Genomic DNA, 25566 nt, shown 5'->3' on the forward strand with positions numbered 1-25566 from the left:
ATTCAGTATCATCATCATCAACCAGTCGTTTCACCGAGATGACGTCTCTGTCAGATAATGAAAAGAAGAGTGTCGACTAGATCAACACTCCATGCGACTGCCCGTCGCACAAAAAGACCCCTTTTTAGAGGTCAATTGTTTTTTAACTCTTCTAATGGCAGACTGAGATTCTTTAATGTATAAAGTCTCGCTGTAAAAATGAATAACTCATGATAATTATTTTTTACATATTCATCAATAATGCTGATTCCTTTATTAAATCCATCAACAAGATAGAGCGTATATTTTTCATCCCAAGAAAACTGATTGATTCTGATCAACTCATCTGCAATGATTTGAAACTTAAAATCCTCAATCAGCAGTTTAATTTGATAGATTTTATCTTTCTCCACACGGCTTCTATCTTTGTTTTCATAATTTTTTTGAACGAATTTTATAAAATCATTGATATTTTCCGCTAACATTAACGCTTTTTGCATCTCGAAGTTCATCTCTCCATCTCCTTAATATCTAAAAATCTAATCCTTAATTAAGAAGATTGTATGTATTGAAATGATCATTTAATACTGACAAGCCAATTACCCAACGGTCTCTAAACCATTATTGAAATGGTATTTGCTTACTTCTACTAATCGATTAAATAATTCCTGCATCTCCGGATGTTTTTCTGACATCGATTCAGGATGCCATTGAACGGCGACCAAATATGGATAATCCTTTCCTTCGACCGCCTCAATAATTCCGTCATCAGCTAGCGCTGTAATGACAAGGCCTTTTCCTAATTCCTCTATCGCTTGATGATGAAGAGAATTTACTAGTGTATCTTGATGTCCCCAAATCCCATTAATCAAGCTATTTTTCTCCAGTTTTATATGGTGGAATGGCAGAGGTCGGGGAATGGTCTGCTCATGAAGATGGACTTCTTTTTCTATTAAAGAAGGAATATCTTGTATAAGTGTTCCGCCACAGGCAACATTGATTAGTTGTATTCCCCTGCAAATCCCAAATATTGGCTTTTTTGTTTTTGAAAAATAGTCAAATAACTTTATCTCGAATTCGTCCCTCTCGCTTCGAAAAAAACCTATTTTTACATGTGGAGGCTTCCTATAAGATTGTGGATCAACATCTTCACCGCCGCTAAAAATGATCCCGTCGCAAAGCGTAACATATTGTTTAATGGCCTCTTCATCTTTAACAACAGGAAGAAGTATCGGGATACCGCCGGCTCGTTCCACAGCTCGGTGGTAATCGTGATGAATATACACACCTTCCATGTTGTCATTATACTTAACATAAGATGTTGTAATGCCAATGATTGGTTTTTTCATTTTTTTCACTCTTTCTCTTCTTTATTTCGAATAAGGAAGGGGGAAGCTACAAATACATCCTTAAAGGACCTTATCTAGAAATGAACGAAGCCGCTCACTTTTTGCTCCTCCAAATATCTCTTTAGGTGGTCCATCTTCAACAATCACACCTTGATCTAAAAATAAAATTCGATCAGCAACTTCTCTTGCGAATCCCATTTCATGTGTGACAATAATCATCGTCATACCCTCATTAGCCAGGGTACGCATAACCTGTAATACTTCTCCAACTGTTTCCGGATCTAGAGCGCTAGTTGGTTCATCAAACAACATCACCTTCGGATTCATTGAAAGGGCTCGTGCAATAGCCACCCGCTGCTGCTGTCCGCCTGATAAACTTTTCGGATATTCACTTGCTTTTTCAGTCAAATCTACTTTCTTTAGATAATTCATGGCAATCTTTTCTGCTTCAGCTTTGGTCATTTTTTTAATTTTAATGGGTGCCAGCGTAATATTCTCTAAAACCGTTTTATGAGGAAATAAATTAAACTGCTGAAAAACCATCCCCATTTTCTGCCTCGTAACCGTAATGTCATGCCCTTTTTCTGTTACGCAGGTTCCTTCAAAATAAACCTCTCCACTTGATGGAACTTCGAGCTGATTGATACAACGCAGAAGCGTTGATTTTCCCGAACCAGACGCACCGATTAAACAAACAACTTGTCCTTTAGGAATAAATAAATCAATACCTTTTAAGACATCATTGGAGCTGAAGGTTTTATGTATCTTTTTCATTTCCAGCATTAATTCGACACCTTCCTTTCCACAAGCTCAGTTAACCAGTTAATCGAGGTGTATAATACCCAGTACATTAATCCAATCGTAAAAAGATAGGCGAATATCTCATAGTTTTGCGCATAGCCAATTTGGGCACTGTACGTCAGTTCAACTACTCCGATAACGGCTAAAAGAGAGGTATCTTTTAAACTTATACTAAACTGGTTCATAAAGGCTGGAGTCATTCGTTTTACTGCTTGCGGTAAAATAACATAAAAAAATGTTTGCCGTTTTGTGAACCCAAGAGCGCTGCTCGCTTCCTCTTGTCCTTTATCAATTGATGCAATACCAGCACGAAATACTTCGGCAAGGTAGGCGCCTGCATTGATGGAAATCGTCATCGCTCCAACAACCATCGGAGATAGGCCCCCGGGGACAATCATGGGCATGATGGCAAAATAGACGAAAATAATTTGAACATATAAGGGTGTACCACGAATGATACTTACATACACTCGGGTGATGCTTTGTAAGATTCGATTGGAACTTATCCGAAACATCCCAAAGATTAAACCGATGATTGTCGCAAAAAGTAATGAAATACAGACAATTTCAAGAGTCTTTCCCGCTCCTACTAAAAGGTTAGGGAAGTCCTGCCATACCATTTCAATTCCTCTCATCGTAACCCCTCTTTCTTCTATGTTTGAAAAAAGGCGCATTCATCTCATGCGCCTTTTTGTTCATCTCATATCTATGTTGTATTTCCTGCAGAATGAAAACACTTATTCGCCAAAGTACTTCTTATGCAATGCATCGTATTCGCCATCGTCTTTTATTTCTTTTAACCCTTTATTGAAATCCTCTAAAACCTTTTCCTCATCCTTTGCGATAGCGATCCCATATTGTTCCCCGGTTAAGCGCTCCCCAACTCTTTTTAGGCCTTTCGCTGTACCGGATTTCATTTTGTCGGTTACAAATGGATAGTCGTTAACTAACGCATCGGATTGTCCATTTTGAACATCTAAGTAGAGAGTCGGCTCATCCTCTAAAATTTTCACCCTTGCCCCATATTGCTTCGCTAATTCTTTTGCCTTTTCCAATCCGGAAGTTCCATTTTTAGCAACAATGCTTTTTCCCTTTAAGTCAGCGGGACCGTTTATATTACTTCCCTCTTTTACTACGAGCACCAGACCACTATCAAAATAAGGATCGGTGAAATTGGTTACCGCCTTGCGCTCTTCTTTAATCGTAATGGCTGCAGCAGCCCCATCCACCTGATTCGTCTTTAAGGATGGAATGATTCCATCGAATTTCATATCCTTCCACTGGATCTTATATCTTTCTTTTTTTGCAATCGCTTCTACCACCTCGATGTCAAAGCCCGCAAATTTTCCATTCTCTTTGTGTGCAAAAGCCCCGCCGTCCGCACTTGTCGCAAATACTAGTGTTCTTTCTTTTGAATCACCATTTGAATTGTTCGTCGTGGTTGAAGCTTTCCCACACCCTGCAAGTGCCAGTGTTATGGCACCACAAACAGCAATCGATTTCAGCACTTTTTTCATTGAATCCCCTCCCAAATTTAGTTACCTTTTACTTTGTTATTCTTTTAATCTATCTAAAAGGAGTGTAATCTCCGAATCTATATTCTATTTATTGTAAAAGGTTGTCCAAGTTTTTTTATATCGTCTACTAGTTTCGTTGATATGATTTATATTCAAATTTAAAACTTTTAGACCTGAATTTAAGGATAAGGATTCTTCTCTTTTTTATGACATTAAAAAAGTTAGCATGAAGATTCTTCATACTAACTTCCTAATTATTACAAACTATCCAATTTAACTTTCCTTTACTGTTCAGCAAGTCCTTTGAACAATTCCACTCCTGTTTCAATGAGATCGTCTCGAAAGTTATATTCATAGCTATGCAGATTCGGATAGTTTTCTCCGTTTCCAATATAACAGTAAGAACCTTTTGTTAATTTTGTATAATGGCCAAAATCTTCAGAACCACGGAACGCTTCAGTTAGCTCTTTCATTGGAATCCCTTTTTCTTTGCAGACCTGACGAATTTTGTCAGAGCTTTCTTTGTAGTTTGACGTTTCTGGGAATTCATCCTGATATTCGAAGCGAACCTTCAGACCATACTTCCCTGCTTCGGCCTTCGCAATATCTTCCAAATTCTTTTGTAGTCTATCCAATTCTTCTTCATAGAGTGCACGAATCGTCATTCGAAGCGAACCCTTGCTGGCATTAACACCAAAGGCTTTTGCACCAATATCTACCTGAACAACAGTACAGAGAACAATTCCTTTATTGATTTCGGGGTCAACAAATCCAGGGATCGCATCAATTATCTTCGCAATAGCGAAGGACGGATTGATTCCCTTTTCCGGTTCGCTGGCATGAGATGGAACACCCTCCATTTGGATCGTCATACCTTTAGATGCACAGTGTGCGGTCCCATCAATAACGAAAACGGTATTATGTTTAAAGCCGCTCATATTATGCCAAGCAAAAATCTCATCAATGTTATTTTCCTTTATGAAAACAGCACACTCGGCAGCACCGTCTCCTGTTTCTTCTGCATGCTGAAATAGGAAAAAGATATTGTTGTCGGAACCTAACTGATCAATTTCAAGGGCAAAACCCGCCAAAGTTGCAGAGTGTCCGTCATGACCACATTTATGTGAAACCCCTGGAAACTTAGAACCATATGGAAGTTCAATTGTTTCCTCGATTGGAAGTGCATCAAAATCCGCACGGAATGCTACATTTCTTTTACCCACGTTAGAATGATAGATGGCATAAAACCAACGGCCTCTATCTACAATTTCAAGCTTCGTGTTTTCTTTGAGAAAATCAATTAAATGCTGCTTTGTCCATACTTCATGGTTTGATAATTCCGGATGAGCATGAAGTTCATGACGAAGTTGAATTGCCAAGTCTAGATTTTTCTTTTCCATATTCCATTCTCCCCTTAGATTTATGATGATCTTTTGCAATTTATCTTAAAACGCTTTCACTTTTGCAAAAGTCTAGCAATCCATGGTCGTACCTTAACTTAGATTTTACATTATTCAAGTACAAACTAAGGATTACTAAAAAAGGCTAAAAAATAATCACAAATATTCAGTCTCTTTTATCGAAATATTTAATTACCTGTATATATTATATTATATACTTTATATTTAACAGTCAATAAAAAAACGACTTTGTCGCTGTTGGACAAAATCGTTTTCCTTAACATTAGTTTATATTCTAGAGCTGCAGGTTCTCCACCTTATGAATATTCCAATGTACGTCTTTCATGAAACTGGCTAATTCAACAGAATCCTTGCTTTTAAAAAGTTCCATCATCGTTCTATGCTCATTATTTATTTGCGATAATCTTTCCTTCAGTTGATCCTTTGGACCAATTTCACCTAAATTTATTAAAAACTTCTTTTCTAATTGCAGCAAAAGATCTACTAGGCTCTTGTTCGGGCAGATTTTTAAATAGACACCATGAAAAGCTTGCTGCATCTTATCATACATCCGGTAATTCTCTGTATTAATGGCAAGATCAATACTTTGGATATAAAATTCCATCTCTTTTATGTCCTTCTCCGTTAAAAGCGGAACCGCCAGTGAAGCAGCCAGACCATCCAATGCACCGATGATGAAATATGTTTCTTCCGCCTCTTGTTTTGTAAGGCTTTTTATGACGAACCCTTTTCTTGGAACATTGTCAAGCAACCCCTCTGATGAAAGCTGTATGAGGGCCTCTCTTACCGGTGTCCTGCTGACTTTCAGCATTTCGCAAATATGATTTTCATTTACCTTTTTACCGGGAAGCAATTTTCCACTGTTAATTTGCTCAACGATATAGTTATACACATGGTCTTTTAGCGATAAATATTCCATTTTTAGAGTCTCCAATTATATTGTATATAATTGGATTTTATATTATTATAGGATTTTTCTCAAATAATTTCTTAAAAACTTTTTAAAAATAGGCAATCACGACATTAAGTATGTCATGTTACTCTAACCCATAGTATCCACAAACAACATACCCTACTGATTTTGCAGCTACAATGAGTGAATCCTCATCAATATCAAATTTTGGATGATGGTTGAAAAAAGGTTTTTCCATACCTTTTGGGGTACAGCCAATATAAAAATAACAACCTGGGATTTTTTCCAAATAATAAGCAAAGTCATCAGATGGTGACATCATTGGATATTCTTCTACTTCCTTTATATCCGGGTCATTCGCATTTTCCAGGTTTTCTTTTACCGCTGCTGTTACCTCAGGATCATTATAAAGTGGCGGATAATCGGAAGTGTAGGTTAACTCACACTGGACACCAAATTCCACTTCAATACCGCTAACAATACGGCGAACCTCTTTTTCAATAATTCCCTTTGTTTCCACCTTCATGTAACGGATATCCCCCTCAAGTTCCACACGGTCTTTAATGACATTGAATGTACCCTTTCCATCAAAAGAACCAATGGTTATAACGCCAGCGTCAAAGGGATTTAACCGTCGGCTTATAATTGTTTGTACGGCTGTTACAAAATAAGACCCTGCAACAATCGCATCGTTTGCCCTATGCGGGGAAGAGCCGTGCCCGCCGACTCCTTGAATCCCAAGTTTAAAATAAGATCTCCCGGCAAACGAAAAACCGCTGTGATAGCCGACATGACCCGCTGGAGCTATGGGAAGTAAATGAATCCCAAAAATATTGTCTACATCATCAAGCTCCCCAGAGTCTACGATACTCTTTGCTCCACCAGGAGGTACTTCCTCTGCATGCTGATGGATGATTTTAATTGTACCAGGTATTTGATCCTTTAATTGAATCAGGCACTCCGCAAGAATCATTAAATAGGCCGTATGCCCATCATGACCACAAGCATGCATAACCCCTTCATTCTTTGATTTAAAGGGAAGCTCTGTTTCTTCCATAATTGGAAGGGCATCAAAATCGGCACGAAGCGCAATCGTTTTTCCAGGCTTTCCACCTTCAATTGTCACGATGATCCCATATCCATTTCCTACATTTCTTTGTACCTCAACATCCTTACCATTGTAATAATCAGCAATATATTGAGCCGTTTTTTCTTCTTTAAAAGATAACTCTGGGTTTTCATGCAAATAACGACGAATCTGAATCATTTCGTCTTTACGAACTTCTAACATTTCGATTAGTTGTTTTCTCATTTTAAAACCTCCCAAAATCGATACCCTATCTATGCATGACTTGCGACTTGTTTATTCAGTGACTGGTGCGGAAGAAATCATTAAAACCTTTGCCCACCGCCACCTACTTATTAGTTACATCTAGTGTGCCCGCAATTGCATTTAATAAGAAGTTAGAAATCGTTGTAAAGATAGAGTAGTTGTTGCCTGATTCACTAACTCCTGCTTAGAAATTATTTGCATTTAGTAAACTGTAAACCAGTTCTTTTAGAATTTTCACCTGAATTATATACCTAGATCAATAAAATACTTCAAATTGTTAACCCAGCAACAAAAAATACCACCTTGTAAACCAAGGTGGTATTTTTCGTAATTTATAAAAGGTTTAAGAAATTAAATCCTTTATTCCCCTACTATTTTAGCATCCTTTAACTGATCATCTGTTAATTTGATTCCTTCCTGCTCAGCCGCTTTTTTATTAATCATCAGCTGAAGGTTTTCTGGGAAACCAACAGGAATTTCGCTTGGTTTCTTACCCTTTAGAATTTCCACAGCCATTTTCCCCGTAGTGTAACCAAGGTCATGGTAGTCAAAACCATACGATGCAAAGGTTCCTCTTTTGACGGAATCCCCTTCACCTACAAAGGTTGGGATCTTTTTCGCATTCGCTACCTTGATAACGGATTCAAGAGCAGATACGACAGTGTTGTCCTTAGGAATATAAAGTACATCTGCACGCCCCACCAAGGATTCAGCTGCCTGCTTTACTTCGGAACTAGTAGAAATCGTCACTTCAACAGATTTAAGCCCTGCTGCCTTAATAGCTTCATTAGCGTTTTTCACATTAACAACTGAGTTAGGTTCACCATTGTTATAGATGATACCCACCTTCTTGGCATCTGGAACAAACTTTTTAATGGCATCAATCGTATTTTTGATCGCTTCTGGATGTGTATCAGAGGTTCCTGTTACGTTACCACCCGGCTTATCAAGACTTTGAACCAGTTGAGCCCCAACTGGATCGGTAATGGCGGTAAACAAGACTGGAATATTTTTCGTAGACTTGACCACAGCCTGTGCGCTAGGAGTGGCAATCGCCAAAATAAGATCATCCTTGTCATCCACCAATTTTTGAGCGATCGACATATTGGTATTCATGTCTCCCTGGGCATTTTGGTAATCTAGCTTCAAGTTCTTTCCTTCTTCATAGCCTGCATCCTTTAGTGCTTTGATAAAACCTTCTCGTGCAGCATCAAGAGATGGATGTTCGACAAGCTGTGTAATGCCTATTTTCACAACCTTCTCTTTTTTCTCCCCAGCGGTTTCTTTGCTTCCTGCTCCGCATGCGGAAAGCAATAATAGCAATCCACAAACGATGATAGCAAAACTTTTCTTCATCTTCTTCCTCCCCAATTTCTTTGACTACATATGTACTTTCTTTTAGAAAAATTGATAAAGTAGTCTTCTATTTTTCTATTGCCAGAAATTTATAATATTCAGATTTTAACACTATTATTTCAATAGGACAATATAATTTTAAGAATTTTTTGTCAAATCATACATCATTTTAGATTTGTACCGGGATAGACCAAGAAACGAGGAAAATTGAAAAGCCCCTTTATGGAAGGGGCTAGATTAAAATATATTTGATTATTAGGCAGAGTCGCCGCCTCTCAGTGACTTATTGTACACCAGGATATTTATAACTAATTAGCAGCAAAACTAAATAGCTTCTCTAACTCCCGAACAATTATTTGATTGTCCGCCTCAATAACCTCTAGATATTGTGGTTTATTAAACAATTGACTGATTTGTTCCGGGAAAGTCTGCTTAATACCACAACGTTCGATTGACTCATTAAATTTAGCTGGATGAGCTGTTGCAAGAGTGACACAAACCTCATTTGGTTCATTGCATACTTCGAATGCAGCAACCCCGCAAGCTGTATGTGGATCTAATAAATAGTTCGTTTCATCATTGTACTTCTTAATCGTTTCTAAGCATTCTTCTCCCACTACTCCATGTGCGGCAAAATCCTTTTTAACTTGAAGAAGCAGCTCCTCAGTTACGGCAATTTTTCCTTCTGCCTTGAATTGATTCATTAACTCCGTTACTTTTCCTGGATTTTCACCAACTAAGTAGTACAGATAACGTTCGAAATTACTGGCAACTTGGATATCCATAGAAGGGCTAAAAGTGCTTTGGAACTCACCTGGCTTGTACACTCCCTCATGGATAAACCCTTCTAAAATATTATTCTCATTCGTTGCAACAATAAGCTTTCCAACAGGAAGACCCATTTTCTTTGCAAGATACCCGGCAAATATATCTCCAAAGTTCCCTGTTGGGACACTGAAGTTAACACTTTTTGCGTTTGTCTCTTTTGCCACTTGGAAATATGCATAAAAATAATAAACGGTTTGTGCTAAAATTCGGACAAAGTTAATCGAATTAATGGCACGGAGATGATATTTATTTTTAAATTCAACATCGGCAAACAATTCCTTAATGATTCTTTGGCCATCATCGAACGTACCTTTTATCGCAAGATTCAAAACACTTTCGTCATGAACGGTCGTCATTTGCAGTTCTTGTACCTTACTTACTTTTCCATGTGGATGCAAAATACAAATGCGAATACCTTCTTTTCCTCTTACGCCCTCAATGGCTGATGCACCAGTATCCCCTGAGGTGGCACCAAGAATATGAATGGTTTCACCTGTTTTCTTGGAAACATAGGAATATAGATTTCCTAAGAATTGCAGCGCAATATCTTTGAAAGCAAAGGTTGGACCGTGGAACAATTCCAACACATACATGTGATCCTTCACTTTTTGGACAGGTGTTACCTCTGGATGGCGAAAAGTTGCATAGCTTTTCTCGATTAATTCCTTTAGCTCGTTATCCGGAATTTCCCCCTCTACATAATAAGAGAAGATTTCATAAGCTAATTCCTGATACGTAAGCTTAGACATTTCCTGCAGTTTTTCAGCAGGAATTTGCGGGATTTTTTCCGGGACTAAAAGTCCTCCGTCATTTGCGAGCCCCATTAAAACTGTATCAATAAAACCAATTTTACTTACATTTCCACGTGTACTTACAAAGTTCATAGGTGATCCTCCAAGCTAATATTATGTATTACTATCGTTACTCAAAACTGGTCGTAAGTCAATATTAAATGCCTGAATATTTCGCTTTTATTTCTACCTTTATATTCCATAAAACTTTAGAAGAAAATGGGGAAACTAGCTGTATCATACTGTAGGAGTTGAAAGAAGATGGCTTTGAAACAACAAAAAATAGATGTGACAGATAGTGTAACCGGGAAAATTAAAAACGGTGAAATGGAGTTATATTTAGAAAATACTTGTATTGGAAAAATCATGCTTTCTGGAAATCTTCAATACGATTTGGATCATCATTTTGAAGCGGACCAGCAAAAAATTTACCAGCACGTTACCATAACAGATGGCCCAGATGCCAAATATACGGATTGTGATGATGGTGGCTGGTGTTAACAAGCTCTTACATTTAAAAAGCCTAGATTTTAAACCTCCAAAACCTAGGCTTCTTTATATTTGAAGAATTTAGTTGGCTGCTAAAGTGAAAAATTCTTCATACAAATAATTAATCTCAGATAGGAGTAAAATTTTATTTAGAAATGGGGTAGTAAATTTAATAGCAGTGCCATAACTAATCCTACCAGTCCTATGATTGATTGAATAACGGTAATCGTTTTAAAGGTTTCTCCCATTGACATTCCAAAAGATTCTTTTACTAACCAGAAGCCTGCATGATTAGCGTAGTTAAAGAATAAGGAACCCGCTCCAATGGCTACTACTAATAATTCCTTATTAATACTAGGATCTGACCCAACTAGCGGTGCCAACAGTCCTGTAGCTCCAACAATTCCCACGGTAGCAGACCCAGTTGTGACAGATAATAACGCAGCGATCAGCCAGCCAATTGCAATGGCAGAGAGTTTCATCCCCGAAGATAGATGGATAATTGCATCACCTACATGGGAATTAACAAGTACCTTTGCAAAGGCACCGCCCCCTGCGATAATTAACAAGATGCTTGCAATAGGCTTAAGACTCGCACCAAATGAATCGCGAAGTCTTTTTGTATCTACTCCGCGTCCATATCCCAATAAAATGATCCCTACGATTAAACCAATAAGCAAAGCAATAACGGGCTCTCCTATAAATTCAGTGATTTTATTAAACATGACCGAATTCTTAAACACCGTTTCAGCTAATGTACGACTTAACATGATAACCATTGGCAGCAAAATAACTACAAATGCGGTTACAGTTGAGACCGGACGGTGTTCTACTGTTGCAGCCAAAAATTTTGAGGCGTCATTTGATACTGAAGTTTTCTCTGATCCTACGGAAGCTGCGGTATATTGTTCAAGTAAAAGTTGATCGGGACGAACGGTCATCCGTGGAGCAATAAATTTACCATATACAGGTCCCGCCAAAATCGCTGAAGGAATTGCACAAATAAGACCATAAATCATCGTAACCCCTAGATTTGATTTAAACCCTTCAATCGCGACAAGAGGACCTGGATGCGGCGGTACCATACCATGCATGGTTGCGAGAGCTGCTATCGCAGGTACGCCTATATAAATGAATGCTGAACCTTTTAAATTCCCTTGCTTTTCCACTTGGGCTGCGACCGAGAAGACAAGTGGTAAAATCATGATCAATCCTACCTCGAAGAACATGGGGATTCCAATAATAAACGCTGCCGCACCTATTAACCATGGTAAGGTTCGCTTGGTGGATCGTTTTAAAATAACCGACGCGATTTGATCAGTTGCACCGGAATCACCCAATAGTTTTCCAATCATGGCACCAATTGCGACCTGCAGTCCGACCCCTCCCAGTGTATGACCAGCACCGTCTTCAATGGAAGTGACAATGGTTTCAGCATCAAGACCTGATGCAAACCCTACACCAATTGAAACCACCAATAATGCTAACATAGGGTGGAACCGTAATTTTGAAACAATAAGGAAAACTAACAGCAAAATACCACATACTGCAACAATGAGCAATGAAATATCATGACCTGTCATAAACTGCACCCCTTTTAATATCGTAAAATAGTAAATTTGAACCTTTGAGCAAGAGAGCGCTCTCAAATCTCCCTAAAATAAAGCTAGATAACGCTTTCAAACCGTCGTTTGAAGAAGCTATTAAGATAACTTTATAGTTTAGGCAGAAAAATTAAAATATTATCTAAATTAGTTGAATTAAAATAATAAACCAAAAATTTACATTTATTGTAAATATAAAAGAAAACAAAAAAAGATTGGCTTTCACCAATCCTCAGGTCATCATTTCTTTTTCCATTTGTATTTACGTTCTGGCCGGCCCACCGAACCATACTGGATATCTACTTCCATTTCATCAATAGATGAAAGATATTCTAAATATTTTCGTGCAGTGGAATCTGTGATTCCAAGAAGGACAGCTAACTCCTCTGCACTTACACTCCCTTTTTCAAAATGAAGCTTGTCACGGACTCTCATCAATGTAAATCGATCGATGCCTTTGGGAAGTTGTTTTTCTTCCCTTAGTTTAGGAGTAGCAGGGTCTGCTAAGGAGAAAAAGGAATCGATTTCCTTCTGAACCATCGTTTTTTTAATCTGAAGCTGCTCCATCGTTAGCTTATATCTAGTCAATTCATTCGTGAACTTCTTAATATCAATTGGTTTAATTAAATAACTAAAAACACCCCCGCGAATCGCCTCTGTAACGGTTTCTGCGTCATTTGCAGCGGTGATGGGAATTATATCTATTCCCCTAATTTTCATTCTAATTACTCGAAGTAAGTCGATGCCATTCATATCCGGCAGATAGATGTCTAACAAAATTAATTGGGGTCTAAATGTATGAAGATAGCCAAGCGCATCCTCCCCTGAATTTGCAATAGCAGAAACCTCAAATCCCTCAATTTTTTCAGTGAATTTTTTATAAATATTTGCCGCAATTGGATCATCTTCAATAATCAAGACCTGAATAGGGTTTCCTGCCATGAACATTCTCCTTTATCTTTTCGGAATCACAAGTGTAAATTTAGAACCTCCCAAAAGGCTGTTCGTGATAAATACTTGACCATTTAATTGCTCAAGGGAATTCTTAACGATGCTTAGACCAATGCCGCGATTTTTCCCTTCTTTGCTTGTATATCCTTCTGTAAAAATAGTATTTTGCTTTTCGTTTGGAATACCGGATCCATTATCTTGAATATCAAAAACAAGATCCCTGCCAATATCGGTGAAAGAGACTATTACTGTTGCCCCCACTTCGTGTTTTTCCTTTGCGGCTTCCATCGCATTATCAATAATATTACCGAGAATGGATACAAGCAGCTTCGTATCCATTGATTCAGGTAGCTCAGAAAGAAGACTTTCTTGATCAATATTTAAGTCTACCTTTAACTCTTTTGATCGATTTATTTTACCTAGCAAACAGGCTACGAGGAAGGGGTCCTTAACAGCTGTCATTAAAAATACGATTGTATCTTGGCGATCCTCCACTTCACTCGATATGAGATCCCTGGCCTTATCGTATTCTTCAATACTTAATAATCCATATATCGTATTTAATTTGTTAAGAAATTCGTGATTGAGGGCTCTAATGTTTTCGGAGTAAGATTTAATTTTTGAAACTTCATCAAACAATTGCTCAATTTCAATTTCTGTACGGATTGTTAGGACAACGCCTGCAATTTCGCTCATTTGTGATACGATTGAAAAATCGATAACAAACACTTGATCACCCAACAGGATCTTTTGATTGGATCTTCCTGTTTTGGTTTCAATAACTTCTTGAATCATTTCTCTTAAACGAGAGGTTTGGATAATCGAATCATGCAGCGGAAAATTCCCCGAAAGCAATTCCCGTGCTCTTTTATTCACAGAAAGTACATGAAAATCACTATCTACCGCTATGATTCCATCCCGAATCGATTCTAGTATTGCTTCCTTTTCTTTAAAAACATAAGAAATTTCCTCAGGTTCGAGACCAAACATTTTCTGTTTTATTCTCCTTGCAATAAAAAAAGAAGCTGCTACTCCCATTACGAGTAGCAATAGAGCGAGTACAATAATTTCTTCTCTATAGGTAAGAATTCTTTTTTTTACATCTACCATTAAGAAACCGACAGAGGAAACACCAATTATCTTTCCCTTTTCATCCAGAATAGGGGTTTTAGCTTTGATCGCAGGACCCGAGATTCCTTCACCAAAATATACAATGGAAATGTGCTGCTTAAAAACAGGCTGATTGCTTGTAGCCATTGATTTACCGATATATTTTGGATTCGGGTGGGAATAACGGATTCCCTGTTTGTTTCCGATCACGATATAACTCGCGCCTGTTTGCTTTCTCATCCTCTCCGTAATCGGTTGAATTTCCTTTGACGGGTTTTCGCTTTTAAAAGCCCGAATAATCCTATCATCTTGTGCTGCTAATTTTGCTACAGACATTGCCTCGTGACCAAGATATTGTGTTGAAAGATCATTAATTATTTTCGTAAAAAAAATAGCTGCTACTATCGTAGTAGTGCAGATAACAATCGATATGTGCAATACCATCTGAGTAAATAATTTCAATTTCCTGTTGGGTAATTTCATATACAGATCTCCATGGTTTGAAAGCGTATTATATTTCTAGTATATCAAATAGGATCTAACGAAAAAGCCATAAGTTTTTTATTTATTGACTAATATGAAAAAGGAGCCGCCCAATTATTTTAGCAGCTCCATAAATTACATTTAAAGATTTCACTTTATAGGTCAGATTTCATTAATTTTCTTGTATTTCTCTACGGTTTTTCTTAAATAATTTTGATAGGACTTCATATACAATTGGTACAACCACTAAGGTTAATAAGGTCGAACTTGTTAAACCTCCAATTACTGTAATCGCAAGTCCTTTTGAAATCAAACCTCCGCCGCCTTCTCCAAGCGCTAATGGGATTAACGCACCAACTGTAGCAATAGCGGTCATCAGGATTGGACGTAAACGCGTTGCTCCTGCTTCTAAAACAGCAGTACGCATACTCAATCCATCACGTTCCATATGGATAATCCGGTCTACCAAAACGATCGCATTCGTGACCACAATCCCGATTAACATCAGCAGCCCCATCATAACGGATACAGAAATGGTTTCACCTGCGATGAATAAACCCACAAATGAACCGATGACGGCAAATGGTAACGAGAACAGGATGGCAAATGGTGCGACACCTTCACGGAAGGTTACCACAAGGATGAAATATACGATGGCAATTGCAGCAGCCATGGCTGCACCAAGTTTCGTAAATGTATCAGACATATCTGCCTGGACACCAGCCACACTAACCGTAACCCCTTTTGGTAAATCAAGTTTATCCACTTTTTTACCGACTTCAGAGGTTACCTTAGAAATATCCTTGCCTTTCACTTTTCCAGAAACAGTTGCGTAGTATTCACCTTTACTGCGTGAAAGCGTATTTAAGGTTGTTCCTTTTTTGACTTTGACAAGCTCGGAAAGAGGAACGTTTTTACCGATTGCTGTTGGGATTTGTTTATCTAACAGATCCTTAATCGAGTTAGGCTGCTTCTTTTGTTCTTGCTGAACAATTACATCTAATGCGTTACCGTCTTTTTCTACCGTAGTTAATACATTCTCTGTTTTTTGCGGACTTAGCATTCCAACGAGCTGACCGGTGGTTAAACCGTATTTTATCAATTCATCTTGCGCCACACGGAATGTATATTCAACAAAAGGGTCCTCCGCACTTGAAGTAACATCTTTCAAGCCGTTATTCTTTTTCAAAACATTTTCTACCTTATCAACAGACTTATAAAGTTTATTTAAATCTTCACTATAGAGGGTATAGCTGACCTCATCATTAGAACCAGACATCGAAGAGAAGTTCTGACTCTTCCATTTTCCTGATTGATTCATACCCGCTACATACTTTTCAATTTTCTCTTTCACTTTCGGGAAATTCTTCGTATCCGGATCAAAGATGAGGTACATTAAACCTCCGCCGCCTGCTCCGCCAAACATTGCGGTTGACGTGTCTCCAGCTTCTGTAACTGATACTTGAACGATATCAATATCATCACGTTTTTCCATTTTTTGTTCAACAGCTTTGACGTTTGCTAAGGTATCTTTACGAAGTTCGCCCGCTTTTGGAGTATACGTTAAGTACATCACTTTATCCTCTTGGCTACCCATAAAACTAAAGCCGATTAACGGGGTTAAGGCCAAACTCCCTGCTAATAAAAGGATCGCTAGGATAGAAGCAATCACTTTATGGTTAAGCGACTTGTTAAGAAAACCTTTGTACCATTTTGCTAATTTACCAACTTCTTTATGTTGTTTTTCTGTCTTTTCACCATATAATTTTTTCTTAAATAAGAAGTGAGAGAAAGCAGGAACGATGGTAATGGCCACAAGTAAGGAAGCCCCAAGCGAAAACGCCATCGTTAATGCAAACGGTGCAAATAGCTCCCCGACCATGCCACCAACGAAAATCAGCGGTGCGAATACTGCAACCGTTACTAAGGTTGATGACAGGATTGGTTTGAACATTTCAATTGTTGCCTCACGAATCAGAGCCCGTCCATTTAATGGCTCTTCTTTTAAATGTAATCGTCGATAAATATTTTCAACTACAACGATGGAATCATCAATTACACGGCCGATTGCAACGGTAATCGCTCCAAGTGTCATAATATTCAACGTAATATCCATCCAATGAAGAATCAATAGCGCCATAAAGATGGAAACAGGAATCGAGGCGATTGAAATAATCGTTGATTTAAAATCACGCAAGAAGAGGAGGATGATTAATACAGCAATCAACCCACCAAATACTGCTTTTTCAATCATTGTTGTAATGGACTCTTGGATAGGTTTTCCTTGGTCAAGGGTCACATCAATCGCAAGTCCTTCTACTTTTGCTTTTTCATCTTTTATTACCTTTTTCACCTTGTTCACAACATCAACAGTGTTAGCTTGTTGACCTTTGACAATTTGGATCGCAATTGCCTCTTTGCCATTTGTACGTGAAATGGACTGCACTTTACCCACTACATGAATTGAAGCAATGTCACTCAGTTTCACAAATGGCGAACGATTGGTCGCAGAAGGTGTAACTGGAATTAACATATTCTTTAATTCTTTAACTGACATGAACTTGCCGTCGATTGCAACCGCTTGTTCACCTGCTTTAAACTCATAAAGTCCTAATGAAACTGCCATATTACTTGCCTGGATCATTTGTTTGACTTTATCTTCTGTTAAACCGAATTGAGTCATTTTTGCTTTATTATACGTTAAATCTACTTCATCGATGTGCTGACCTGTGATTGTTGCATCCGCAACTCCCTCGATTTTCTTGATTTTGGGAAGTAAACTTTCCTCTACAGTTGAGGTCAATCCAACAATATCCTCTTTGGAACTACTGACACTTAGGGCAACAACCGGCATCATGTTCATACTTATCGCTGATGTTGTCGGCTCTTTTGCCCCATCTGGCAATTTCACATTCTCTAATGCAGATTTTAGTTCCCGTTTTGCTTCGTCCATATCAATACCATATTCGTATTCCACCTGAATACTAGCCATGTTAGAATAGGAATTGGAATAAACGGACTTTACGTGATCAAGACCTTCTACCGCCTTTTCGATTGGCATTGATATATCTTCCATTACATTCTTGGGAGTCGCTCCCGGGTAAACATCCGTTACCATTAGGTAAGGAATCGATATATTCGGAATAGTCTCCATGTTCATTCGTGTGCCGGAATATATACCGGAAACCGTAATGATGATCGTGAGCAGCCAGACTGCCAATTTATTTTGAAGAACAAAATTAACTAACCCTTTCACTTTTACACCTACCCATAATTGACTTAATAAACTCAATTCCTTATAATAATGACCAATCGGTCAATTGTCAAACGAAAGGTAATAGGAGTGCGATTTAATGGTTAAAAGACAACTAATTATGGAAAAGGCTTTAGAACTCTTTGCCAAGCAAGGATTTGAAGCCACTTCTGTTCAACAAATAACTGATTATTGCGGCATATCCAAGGGGGCATTTTACCTTTCATTCAAGTCAAAGGACGAATTAATTATCGCATTAATTGATCAATTTATGATGCAAATTATTTCTGATATTGACTACTTAGTCATAAATTCGAATGTTGAAAAGCTTTTATATGATTTTTATTATGCAATCTACTATAATTTTCAGAAGCATTCGGATTTTGCAAAGGTTATTATGAAAGAGCAGTCACAAACCCTTAATAAAGAACTCATTTTGAAAATGAAGTACTATGATAAATTAATTGAGAAAAGTATCCTAAGGATGATTGAACGGTTATATGGGGATGAAGTGGAAGAAATACAATATGATTTAATGTTTTCCATTAAGGGATTTATGAATACTTACTCACAATTATTTGTATTTTACAATGTTCCACTTGATTTGCAATTACTTTCGGTATCATTAGCGGAAAAGACAAACTTATTGGCTCAACATATGACCATTCCATTTGTTTCTAGGGAACTTCTTCATTTGCTGGAGCCTCTTAATGAGGAAATCACGGGGGAACAAATTCTTGATAATCTTGAACAAATAATAGGGGAAATGGATGAATCGATTGAAAAAGAATCGTTAATGCTGTTAAAACAGCATCTGCAAGAACCGGTATACAGTATAGCTATTGTTAAAGGGTTAGTGGAAAATATTCGAAGTCATCCACATTGTAAATGGATTTCTTATTTGCTTCGAGGGTATTATGGGTTTTAAAAACTAAGGGTCAATTTCCTCTTCCGATCACTGATAACCTCTTTTGCTAACTCGAGATTCCCTTCCTAGCAAAAGAGGTTTAATAGATTATTCTATTCATTCGAAAAATAAGTTACGTTAATTAAATTCCTTAATCCCTGTTACTATTTCTAAAATGATCATAGTCAGTTTTAATATAATGAAAGGCTGCGGCATTTCCCCCATGGTCTGGATGGGTTATTTTTAATAGTTTTTTATAGCTTGTTACAATCTCTTTTTCGGTTGCTGTTTTGGAAAGACCTAATTTTTGGCGAAAATGATGCGTTTTAGGTTGTGAAGTACTTGGTTTACTCTCAGGGATTCTTTTTGTTCTATAAGAAGGATCTTGTTTTAATTTTAAAATTTCATTGCGTAAATCCCTGTTTTCTCTTAGTAAATTCATGCTTTCGTTCTGTATTTCACTTTTTTCACTCTCGAGGATAGCAACTTCTCTATTTAATTTATCTCTTTGCTGTTTTAAGGTATATATGGAAGTTTTGTGGAGTTGCTCCATTCCTTTAATATGTTCATTTTGAGCATTAATCTTTTCTTTTAATTGCTGGATAATCTTCAATTGATCTTGAGGATTATTTAAAAATGGATTGGTCTCAGCCCTACTGGGATCAGTAACTGTGTTCTTCTTCCTATTCCTCACGTTTTTAATTTTCCCTTCACTCAGCCAGCGTCCGACAATTTGTGCACTGTCACTTTCAGCTACTCCAGCATCCTTTAACATGAATAATGCTTGTTCCATATTATCAATTATGTATTCATTATTTCGGTTTCCTTTTCCTTCGAAATAAATCTTTCTTTCGCGCAGCCATCGTCTAATCGTAACAATACTCGTTTCTTCTTTGACGCCTGCATCCATTAAGAGGGCATAAGCTTGATCTGTATTCAAAATATTCTCCTCCCTTTTGTAAAAATCACCACTCAAGAGACCAATCTATTTATTTCTTAATACTATATAAGGAAACGAAAAAAGTGAATGGATAAAAATTACTAAACATGACCTCCTTCTACACTATTTTTGTAAAGGTTGTATTAAAGGACAATGTTGATTTGAAAAACGTTGATTGGAGCGGAAATCAACAACCAAGTTTAACAGAGTTTTTATAAAAACTGTAAAATAAAATACAAATAGCCTATTTTGTTTGTTGACATAACTTATTGAACAATATATGTACTTTTTGGCAAAAATCACAAAAACAAACAAAGGTGGATTATAATTTAAACAAACACCTTCACTTGTCAAGGAGATGGAGAAAATGAACACACTATTTATTCAATTAACATGGTGGGAAATTGCTTTATTGGGAATTTACTCATTTTACACAGTGATCAGGGCGTTTTGGATTTTTGACAGCGGCTTACGGCAGGCAACCATCGGAAAAAGCAGAGATATCAAGTTATATCACATCTTATGGTCTGTCATCGATATCCCTGCCATTATTTTAGGTACATTATTTCCTTTATTTAAAAGGCTATTTTCCATTACAATTGTCCATTTAAAACATTAAAAGAGAAGTTGCTTGGAAAAATTATATACTGTAAATTCAAGAGAAAGTTCCTATAATCCTTTGGAGTTCTTTTTCAAAATCCGCAGGTTCATTGGCATAATTATAGATTCCTAGAAATTTCTCGATGGCAGATGGATGGGTACTAATGATTTTATTGATAGCATCTTGTTGTTCTGTGATAATTTCATTCTTAGAAAGCTCACAGCCCATATAAAAACGAACAATAAATTCTTTTTCCATTGATTTTTGATACTTTTCAGCTAATGGTTCCCATTCATTTGTTTGCCAATTATTATTTTTAATTAAGATATCTGCTAAGATTTGAGCCCCACGGATTGCATCATGGATTCCTTGAGCCATTGCCGGATCCTTAAAACAAATGGCATCTCCAACCAATGCCCAACCAGCACCCATTCCCTGGTACCAATAATTATCATAGCCAATCAATCCTTTAATTGGTTCTGTCAATTTTGAATCCTTTAGACGATAACTTAATGTTGTGTTTAGAAAATAATTATCGATAAATTGACGAAAACTACTTTCTGAATCTTCTTTAAAGTTATCAACCAAGGTCTTATTTTCTACAGGAAAATTAGCAACCACTACATATAAATCATCGTTTGTAGGAAAAAAAATCGCCATTTTATCCTTTTTCTTATATACCTCAAATTTAGGAACAGAATCATGATGAATCCCTGAGAAATATCCGAAATAAATGGCAATTTTGGAAGGACTGCTGATTTTCAGTTGACTCTTTACTAGTTTTCGAATCTTAGAGTTTCTTCCGTCCGCACCAACCACCAAACGAGCTCGGTACTCTTGTACCTTTTTAGACCTATCTTCCCCTTTTACACCTGCTACTGTATTTTCATCATAGATTACATCTGTAACTCGAAACCCTTCGATTACTTTAATATTTTTATAGGATTTTGCTTGGTTAAGCAAGATATGATCCAGATGGGTTCTTCGAATACAATAAGCAGTATCCTCGTCATCAACCACAGGTATTGGACCTTCAATCACGGTGTCCTCGAACTGAAATTTAATTCTCCGGACAGGTGTGACATTTGTTTCTAATAGTTGCTCCAATACCCCCATCTCCCTAAGAATCACTGTCGTGTTATTAAAGAATGTATTGGTTGACAAGGTATCACTTGGAAAGGTTGTACGATCCACAAGCAGTACCTGAAAACCTGCTTCAGCAAGCTGGATAGCCAAAGCTGCTCCTGCACACCTCGCTCCTGTGATGATCACGTCATAATTCTTATTCATTGTATCCCTCCATTTGTCTATTTAAAATAACTTCTTGAATGGTTTAGCTGTTCCTTTTTTGAAACAGGTGATAGCAAAAAATGTATTACCCAATCAAATTATTCATCCTTCAACAAAGGAAAGGACTATCTAAATAGATAGCCCCATAAATATAAATCTAGTGTTATCCTAACCTGAAAACTATCCCGTGGCCGCCCTTCGGATACTCCCATTTAATATTCTGATGCGGACAGCCAATCCGACAGCTGCCACATTCATGACAGCCTTCATACCCAACATGCATGCGGATATCTTCCCATTTATATACCTCAGCCGGGCAAAAAATGGTACAGATTTTATCGGGGCATTTCGTTAAACAAATATCATTATCTTTTACATGGAGATGTGATTTGGTATCGGCATTAAAGCGAACAAGATATTGCTTTTCTTCGATAGACTGAAATTTTTTCTGTTCACTCATTATTTCATCACCTTCCAGGCTTTATAAACATCGCGGGCAAGTTTCATCTTCTCTTTCGCAGATCCTATACCTCTTATGACTTTCTTTTGTTTCTCCCATTTGGACGATCCATCAACGGTAAACATTTGACTTGCAGCTTTATTGATCATTGGAATATACTCTTCAAAATATTGCGGGAATTTATTAAAATGATGGGTTGAATCTTTATATTTTTTCATATCTTGGCCGACAAATCCTGCAAATAATTTTTCTTTATAGTGGCTGAGCATACTTTCAGAAAAATTTTCCGATTGCATTGCTAAAAGAACCGTTTCCGCAGCCAGTCTGCCAGAAGTCATCGCCAAATTCGAACCTTCCCGATGAATTGCATTGACCAACTGGGAAGCATCCCCGATGACGATGACGCCGTTCCCGACAATTTTCCCCATCGAATTAAATCCGCCTTCTGGAATCAGGTGAGCTAAATACTCTGCTGGCTCACTGCCTTGAATATACGGGCGGATCATCGGATGGTTTTTTACATATTCAAGTAAGTCATATGGTTTTATTTTATGTTTAATCATCCCTGATAGAAGTGTCCCGACACCAATGCTTAATGTATCTTTATTGGTATACAAAAACCCTGTGCCGAGAATTCCTTTTGTGGCATCTCCAAATAATTCAATCGTGCAACCCTGATTTTCTTCAAGGTTGAAACGGTCTTCAATGATTTTCTTATCAAGCTTCAAAATTTCCATCGTGGCCAAGGCCGTTTCTTCTGGTTTTAGCTCTTTGTGAAACCCAAGCTTTTGGGCCAAAAGTGAGTTCACCCCGTCTGCTAAAACGACGACATCTGCATAAATATCTCCGTCTGGACGATCTGTTCGGACACCTATTACCTTTCCATTTTCAACAATACATTCTAATACGACGGTTTCGCATACTAAAATTGCACCTTGTTCGACCGCCTTCTCGGCAAACCACTGATCAAAATTTGCTCGTAATACGGTAAAGTTATTGTAGGGTTCCTTGGCCCACTCCAAACCTTTATAACTAAAGGTGACAGCAGACTCCTTATCCATCATCATAAATCGCTGCTCAACGATCGGACGTTCTATCGGAGCCTCCTTATAGAACTCCGGGATAATATCCTCCATCATTTTTCGATAGAGGACACCCCCCATGACATTTTTGGAACCTGGGTACTCTCCTCTTTCAATAAGCAAAACGTTTGCGCCGCCTTTTGCTAAATCATGGGCACAGGAGATCCCTGCAGGCCCTGCCCCGACGACTATACAATCAAACTTCTCCGGCATAGCTCTCTACCTCCTCTCTTGATAATGCTTTCTTAAACTGTTCTATTAATACTGGTACAATCTGAAAGGCATCACCGACAATTCCATAGTGACAAGATTGGAAAATAGGCGCTTCCGGATCTTTATTTATGGCAATGATCAAACCGGAGTTTTTCATCCCAACGACATGTTGAATCGCTCCAGAGATTCCTATTGCAAAATAAATCTTTGGCGTGACCGTTACCCCGGTCTGCCCAACTTGGTGAGGATGAGCGATCCACCCCGCTTCCACTACATCCCGGCTGGCACCGACAGCTCCGCCAAGCGTATCGGCTAAATGGTGAACTAACTGAAACCCTTCTGCACTCCCCAACCCTTTTCCTCCGGCAACGATAATATCTGCCTCGTCGATTCGGACCTTTTTTGTGGTTTCCTTCACAATTTCTAATACTTTTGTCCGAATATCTTCTTCTTGTAAGGAAATGGTTTCTTCAATAATCTTGCCAGATCTGCCTGATTGCGGAGTCAGCGCCTTCATGACCTTGGCACGGACCGTTGCCATTTGCGGGCGATATTTTTTACAAAGAATCGTCGCCATAATATTTCCCCCAAAGGCTGGGCGGCTGGCTAAAAGTAAACCGGTTTCCTCTTCCACATCCAGCTCGGTCGTATCTGCTGTTAATCCGGTTGGCAAGTCGGTAGCGACCGCACTGGCTAGGTCTTTTCCGGTTGAGGTTGCACCGTAAAGGATAATTTCAGGTTTATATTTATTGGAACAATCTAGAAGCGCCTTCATAAAAGATTCTGTTCGGTAATGTTTAAAAATCGGCTGATCGTAGACATAGGCAGAATCCGCTCCATATTCAAAAATCGTTTTAGTTAAAGATTTAATATTTTCCCCGATTAAAACGCCCGCCAGCTCACATCCACGTTTATCGGCCAATTTCCTCCCTGCCCCTAATAGCTCAAGAGAAACTGGAGCAATTTCCCCGTCTTTTTCTTCGATAAATACCCAAACACCTGAATAATCTTTAAAATCCATCCATTATCCCTCCTTGACCGTAAACAATTCTTTCTTTTCAAGAATGACGGAAAGCAATTGGTCCACTTGTTCTAATGGATTGCCTTCAATCATCGTTCCCCCTGCTGGCGGCGGCGGTGCCCATACTTTCGAAACAATGGTGGGAGATCCTTTCAACCCAAGCTGTTTAATATCCACACCCTCCAAGTCATCAACAGACCAGATAATCGGCTCGTATTTCGCTGCTTTTAACATGTTCGGAAAAGAAGAATAGGGAACTTCATTGATGGTTTTTTCAACAGAAAATAAACAAGGTAAAGTGGATTTTATAACTTCAAAACCGTCCTCCAATTTGCGATGGACAATAGCATACCCCTCGTCTTTATTAATTTCCACTACTTTGTTCACCGACGTAAGCGGCGGAATATCGAGCCTCCTCGCAATTCCAGGGCCGACTTGACCGGTATCTCCGTCAATGGTCATTTTCCCACAGATGACGAGATCCACAGGATTGGTTTTTGAGATTTTTTCTAAGGCTTTCGTAAGAGCATAACTGGTTGCTAACGTATCCGCTCCGGCAAATCTTCGGTCCGTGATCAAATACCCTTCATCAGCCCCTATTTCAATACATTTTTTAATCGCCTTCACCGCTGGCGGCGGACCCATCGTTAGGACAGATACCGTTCCACCATACCGCTCTTTTAGTCGGACGGCCTCTTCGACCGCATGGGAGTCGTAAGGATTTAAGATGGCAGGTGCCGTCCTGCGGTCCATGGTGTTGGTTTTTGGATTCATTTTAATAATTTTCGTGTCAGGTACTTGCTTAATACAGGCCACTATATGTAGCATAGAGTTCCTCCTTATCAATAGAAAAGTGCAAGGCATTAAAAGATGG

The 25566-nt window shown here is 38.2% G+C and carries 23 protein-coding genes; 3 read left to right on the plus strand and 20 right to left on the minus strand.

Going from position 1 to position 25566, the window contains the following annotated elements; genetic code table 11:
- Positions 1–131: 131 nt before the first annotated feature.
- The 10 genes from E2K98_RS00005 to thrC form a co-directional block, all read right to left on the minus strand.
- Positions 132–491, minus strand: coding sequence for a hypothetical protein (locus tag E2K98_RS00005; RefSeq protein WP_133332305.1), 360 nt, complete (start codon positions 489–491; stop codon positions 132–134).
- Between the two features lie 87 nt (positions 492–578).
- Positions 579–1328: a gamma-glutamyl-gamma-aminobutyrate hydrolase family protein gene (locus E2K98_RS00010; protein WP_133332306.1), complete on the minus strand. Its 750-nt coding sequence runs from the start codon at positions 1326–1328 to the stop codon at positions 579–581.
- Positions 1329–1388: 60 nt separating this feature from the next.
- Positions 1389–2111 carry an amino acid ABC transporter ATP-binding protein gene (locus tag E2K98_RS00015; RefSeq protein WP_133332307.1) on the minus strand — a complete coding sequence of 241 codons (723 nt, stop codon included), beginning with the start codon at positions 2109–2111 and terminating at the stop codon, positions 1389–1391.
- Positions 2111–2764: an amino acid ABC transporter permease gene (locus E2K98_RS00020; protein ID WP_133332308.1), complete on the minus strand. Its 654-nt coding sequence runs from the start codon at positions 2762–2764 to the stop codon at positions 2111–2113. Before E2K98_RS00020 ends, E2K98_RS00015 begins: the two co-directional genes overlap by 1 nt.
- Before the next feature lie 102 nt (positions 2765–2866).
- Positions 2867–3646: a transporter substrate-binding domain-containing protein gene (locus tag E2K98_RS00025; protein ID WP_133332309.1), complete on the minus strand. Its 780-nt coding sequence runs from the start codon at positions 3644–3646 to the stop codon at positions 2867–2869.
- Between the two features lie 284 nt (positions 3647–3930).
- A complete protein-coding gene (locus tag E2K98_RS00030; protein WP_133332310.1) occupies positions 3931–5046 on the minus strand; it encodes a M20 metallopeptidase family protein in 1116 nt (371 codons plus the stop codon).
- Between the two features lie 295 nt (positions 5047–5341).
- Positions 5342–5986 carry a GntR family transcriptional regulator gene (locus tag E2K98_RS00035; protein ID WP_133332311.1) on the minus strand — a complete coding sequence of 215 codons (645 nt, stop codon included), beginning with the start codon at positions 5984–5986 and terminating at the stop codon, positions 5342–5344.
- 118 nt (positions 5987–6104) lie between these two features.
- On the minus strand, positions 6105–7292 hold the full coding sequence (locus tag E2K98_RS00040) for an amidohydrolase (RefSeq protein ID WP_133332312.1): 1188 nt from the start codon (positions 7290–7292) through the stop codon (positions 6105–6107).
- Between the two features lie 381 nt (positions 7293–7673).
- Positions 7674–8669, minus strand: a complete 996-nt coding sequence (locus E2K98_RS00045; RefSeq protein WP_133332313.1) for an ABC transporter substrate-binding protein — start codon at positions 8667–8669, stop codon at positions 7674–7676.
- Between the two features lie 308 nt (positions 8670–8977).
- A complete protein-coding gene (gene thrC, locus E2K98_RS00050) occupies positions 8978–10381 on the minus strand; it encodes a threonine synthase (protein WP_133332314.1) in 1404 nt (467 codons plus the stop codon).
- A 168-nt stretch (positions 10382–10549) separates the two neighbouring features.
- On the opposite strand from thrC, the gene E2K98_RS00055 reads away from it, so the two are divergent.
- Positions 10550–10789: a YusG family protein gene (locus E2K98_RS00055; protein WP_133332315.1), complete on the plus strand. Its 240-nt coding sequence runs from the start codon at positions 10550–10552 to the stop codon at positions 10787–10789.
- Positions 10790–10926: 137 nt separating this feature from the next.
- Here the strand turns inward: E2K98_RS00055 and E2K98_RS00060 are convergent, their stop codons facing one another.
- The 4 genes from E2K98_RS00060 to E2K98_RS00075 form a co-directional block, all read right to left on the minus strand.
- Entirely contained in the window at positions 10927–12360 is a 1434-nt protein-coding gene (locus E2K98_RS00060) for a GntT/GntP/DsdX family permease (RefSeq protein WP_133332316.1), read from the minus strand.
- 261 nt (positions 12361–12621) lie between these two features.
- A complete protein-coding gene (locus tag E2K98_RS00065) occupies positions 12622–13323 on the minus strand; it encodes a response regulator (RefSeq protein ID WP_133332317.1) in 702 nt (233 codons plus the stop codon).
- A 12-nt stretch (positions 13324–13335) separates the two neighbouring features.
- Entirely contained in the window at positions 13336–14925 is a 1590-nt protein-coding gene (locus E2K98_RS00070; RefSeq protein ID WP_133332318.1) for an ATP-binding protein, read from the minus strand.
- Between the two features lie 172 nt (positions 14926–15097).
- The gene (locus tag E2K98_RS00075) at positions 15098–18181 is read right to left on the minus strand and encodes an efflux RND transporter permease subunit (protein ID WP_133332319.1); all 3084 of its coding nucleotides are present in this window, start codon (positions 18179–18181) and stop codon (positions 15098–15100) included.
- A gap of 97 nt (positions 18182–18278) precedes the next feature.
- On the opposite strand from E2K98_RS00075, the gene E2K98_RS00080 reads away from it, so the two are divergent.
- Complete coding sequence (locus tag E2K98_RS00080; RefSeq protein ID WP_133332320.1) at positions 18279–19106, plus strand: TetR/AcrR family transcriptional regulator; 828 nt, start codon at positions 18279–18281, stop codon at positions 19104–19106.
- Between the two features lie 130 nt (positions 19107–19236).
- Here the strand turns inward: E2K98_RS00080 and E2K98_RS00085 are convergent, their stop codons facing one another.
- Positions 19237–20025: a hypothetical protein gene (locus tag E2K98_RS00085; RefSeq protein WP_133332321.1), complete on the minus strand. Its 789-nt coding sequence runs from the start codon at positions 20023–20025 to the stop codon at positions 19237–19239.
- 367 nt (positions 20026–20392) lie between these two features.
- Between E2K98_RS00085 and E2K98_RS00090 the strand changes: the two genes are divergently transcribed.
- The gene (locus tag E2K98_RS00090; protein ID WP_133332322.1) at positions 20393–20644 is read left to right on the plus strand and encodes a hypothetical protein; all 252 of its coding nucleotides are present in this window, start codon (positions 20393–20395) and stop codon (positions 20642–20644) included.
- Positions 20645–20680: 36 nt separating this feature from the next.
- Here E2K98_RS00090 and E2K98_RS00095 read toward each other — a convergent pair whose 3' ends face one another.
- From E2K98_RS00095 to E2K98_RS00115, 5 genes are all read right to left on the minus strand, one after another.
- Positions 20681–21916, minus strand: a complete 1236-nt coding sequence (locus E2K98_RS00095) for an NAD(P)/FAD-dependent oxidoreductase (RefSeq protein WP_133332323.1) — start codon at positions 21914–21916, stop codon at positions 20681–20683.
- Between the two features lie 163 nt (positions 21917–22079).
- Positions 22080–22376: a ferredoxin family protein gene (locus E2K98_RS00100; RefSeq protein ID WP_208025302.1), complete on the minus strand. Its 297-nt coding sequence runs from the start codon at positions 22374–22376 to the stop codon at positions 22080–22082.
- Positions 22376–23671: an FAD-dependent oxidoreductase gene (locus tag E2K98_RS00105; protein WP_133332325.1), complete on the minus strand. Its 1296-nt coding sequence runs from the start codon at positions 23669–23671 to the stop codon at positions 22376–22378. Before E2K98_RS00105 ends, E2K98_RS00100 begins: the two co-directional genes overlap by 1 nt.
- Positions 23655–24692, minus strand: coding sequence for an electron transfer flavoprotein subunit alpha/FixB family protein (locus tag E2K98_RS00110; protein ID WP_133332326.1), 1038 nt, complete (start codon positions 24690–24692; stop codon positions 23655–23657). The genes E2K98_RS00105 and E2K98_RS00110 overlap by 17 nt, the downstream gene beginning before the upstream one ends.
- A gap of 3 nt (positions 24693–24695) precedes the next feature.
- A complete protein-coding gene (locus E2K98_RS00115) occupies positions 24696–25520 on the minus strand; it encodes an electron transfer flavoprotein subunit beta/FixA family protein (RefSeq protein WP_133332327.1) in 825 nt (274 codons plus the stop codon).
- Positions 25521–25566 lie beyond the last annotated feature (46 nt).

It is taken from the genome of Bacillus salipaludis (assembly GCF_004358205.1).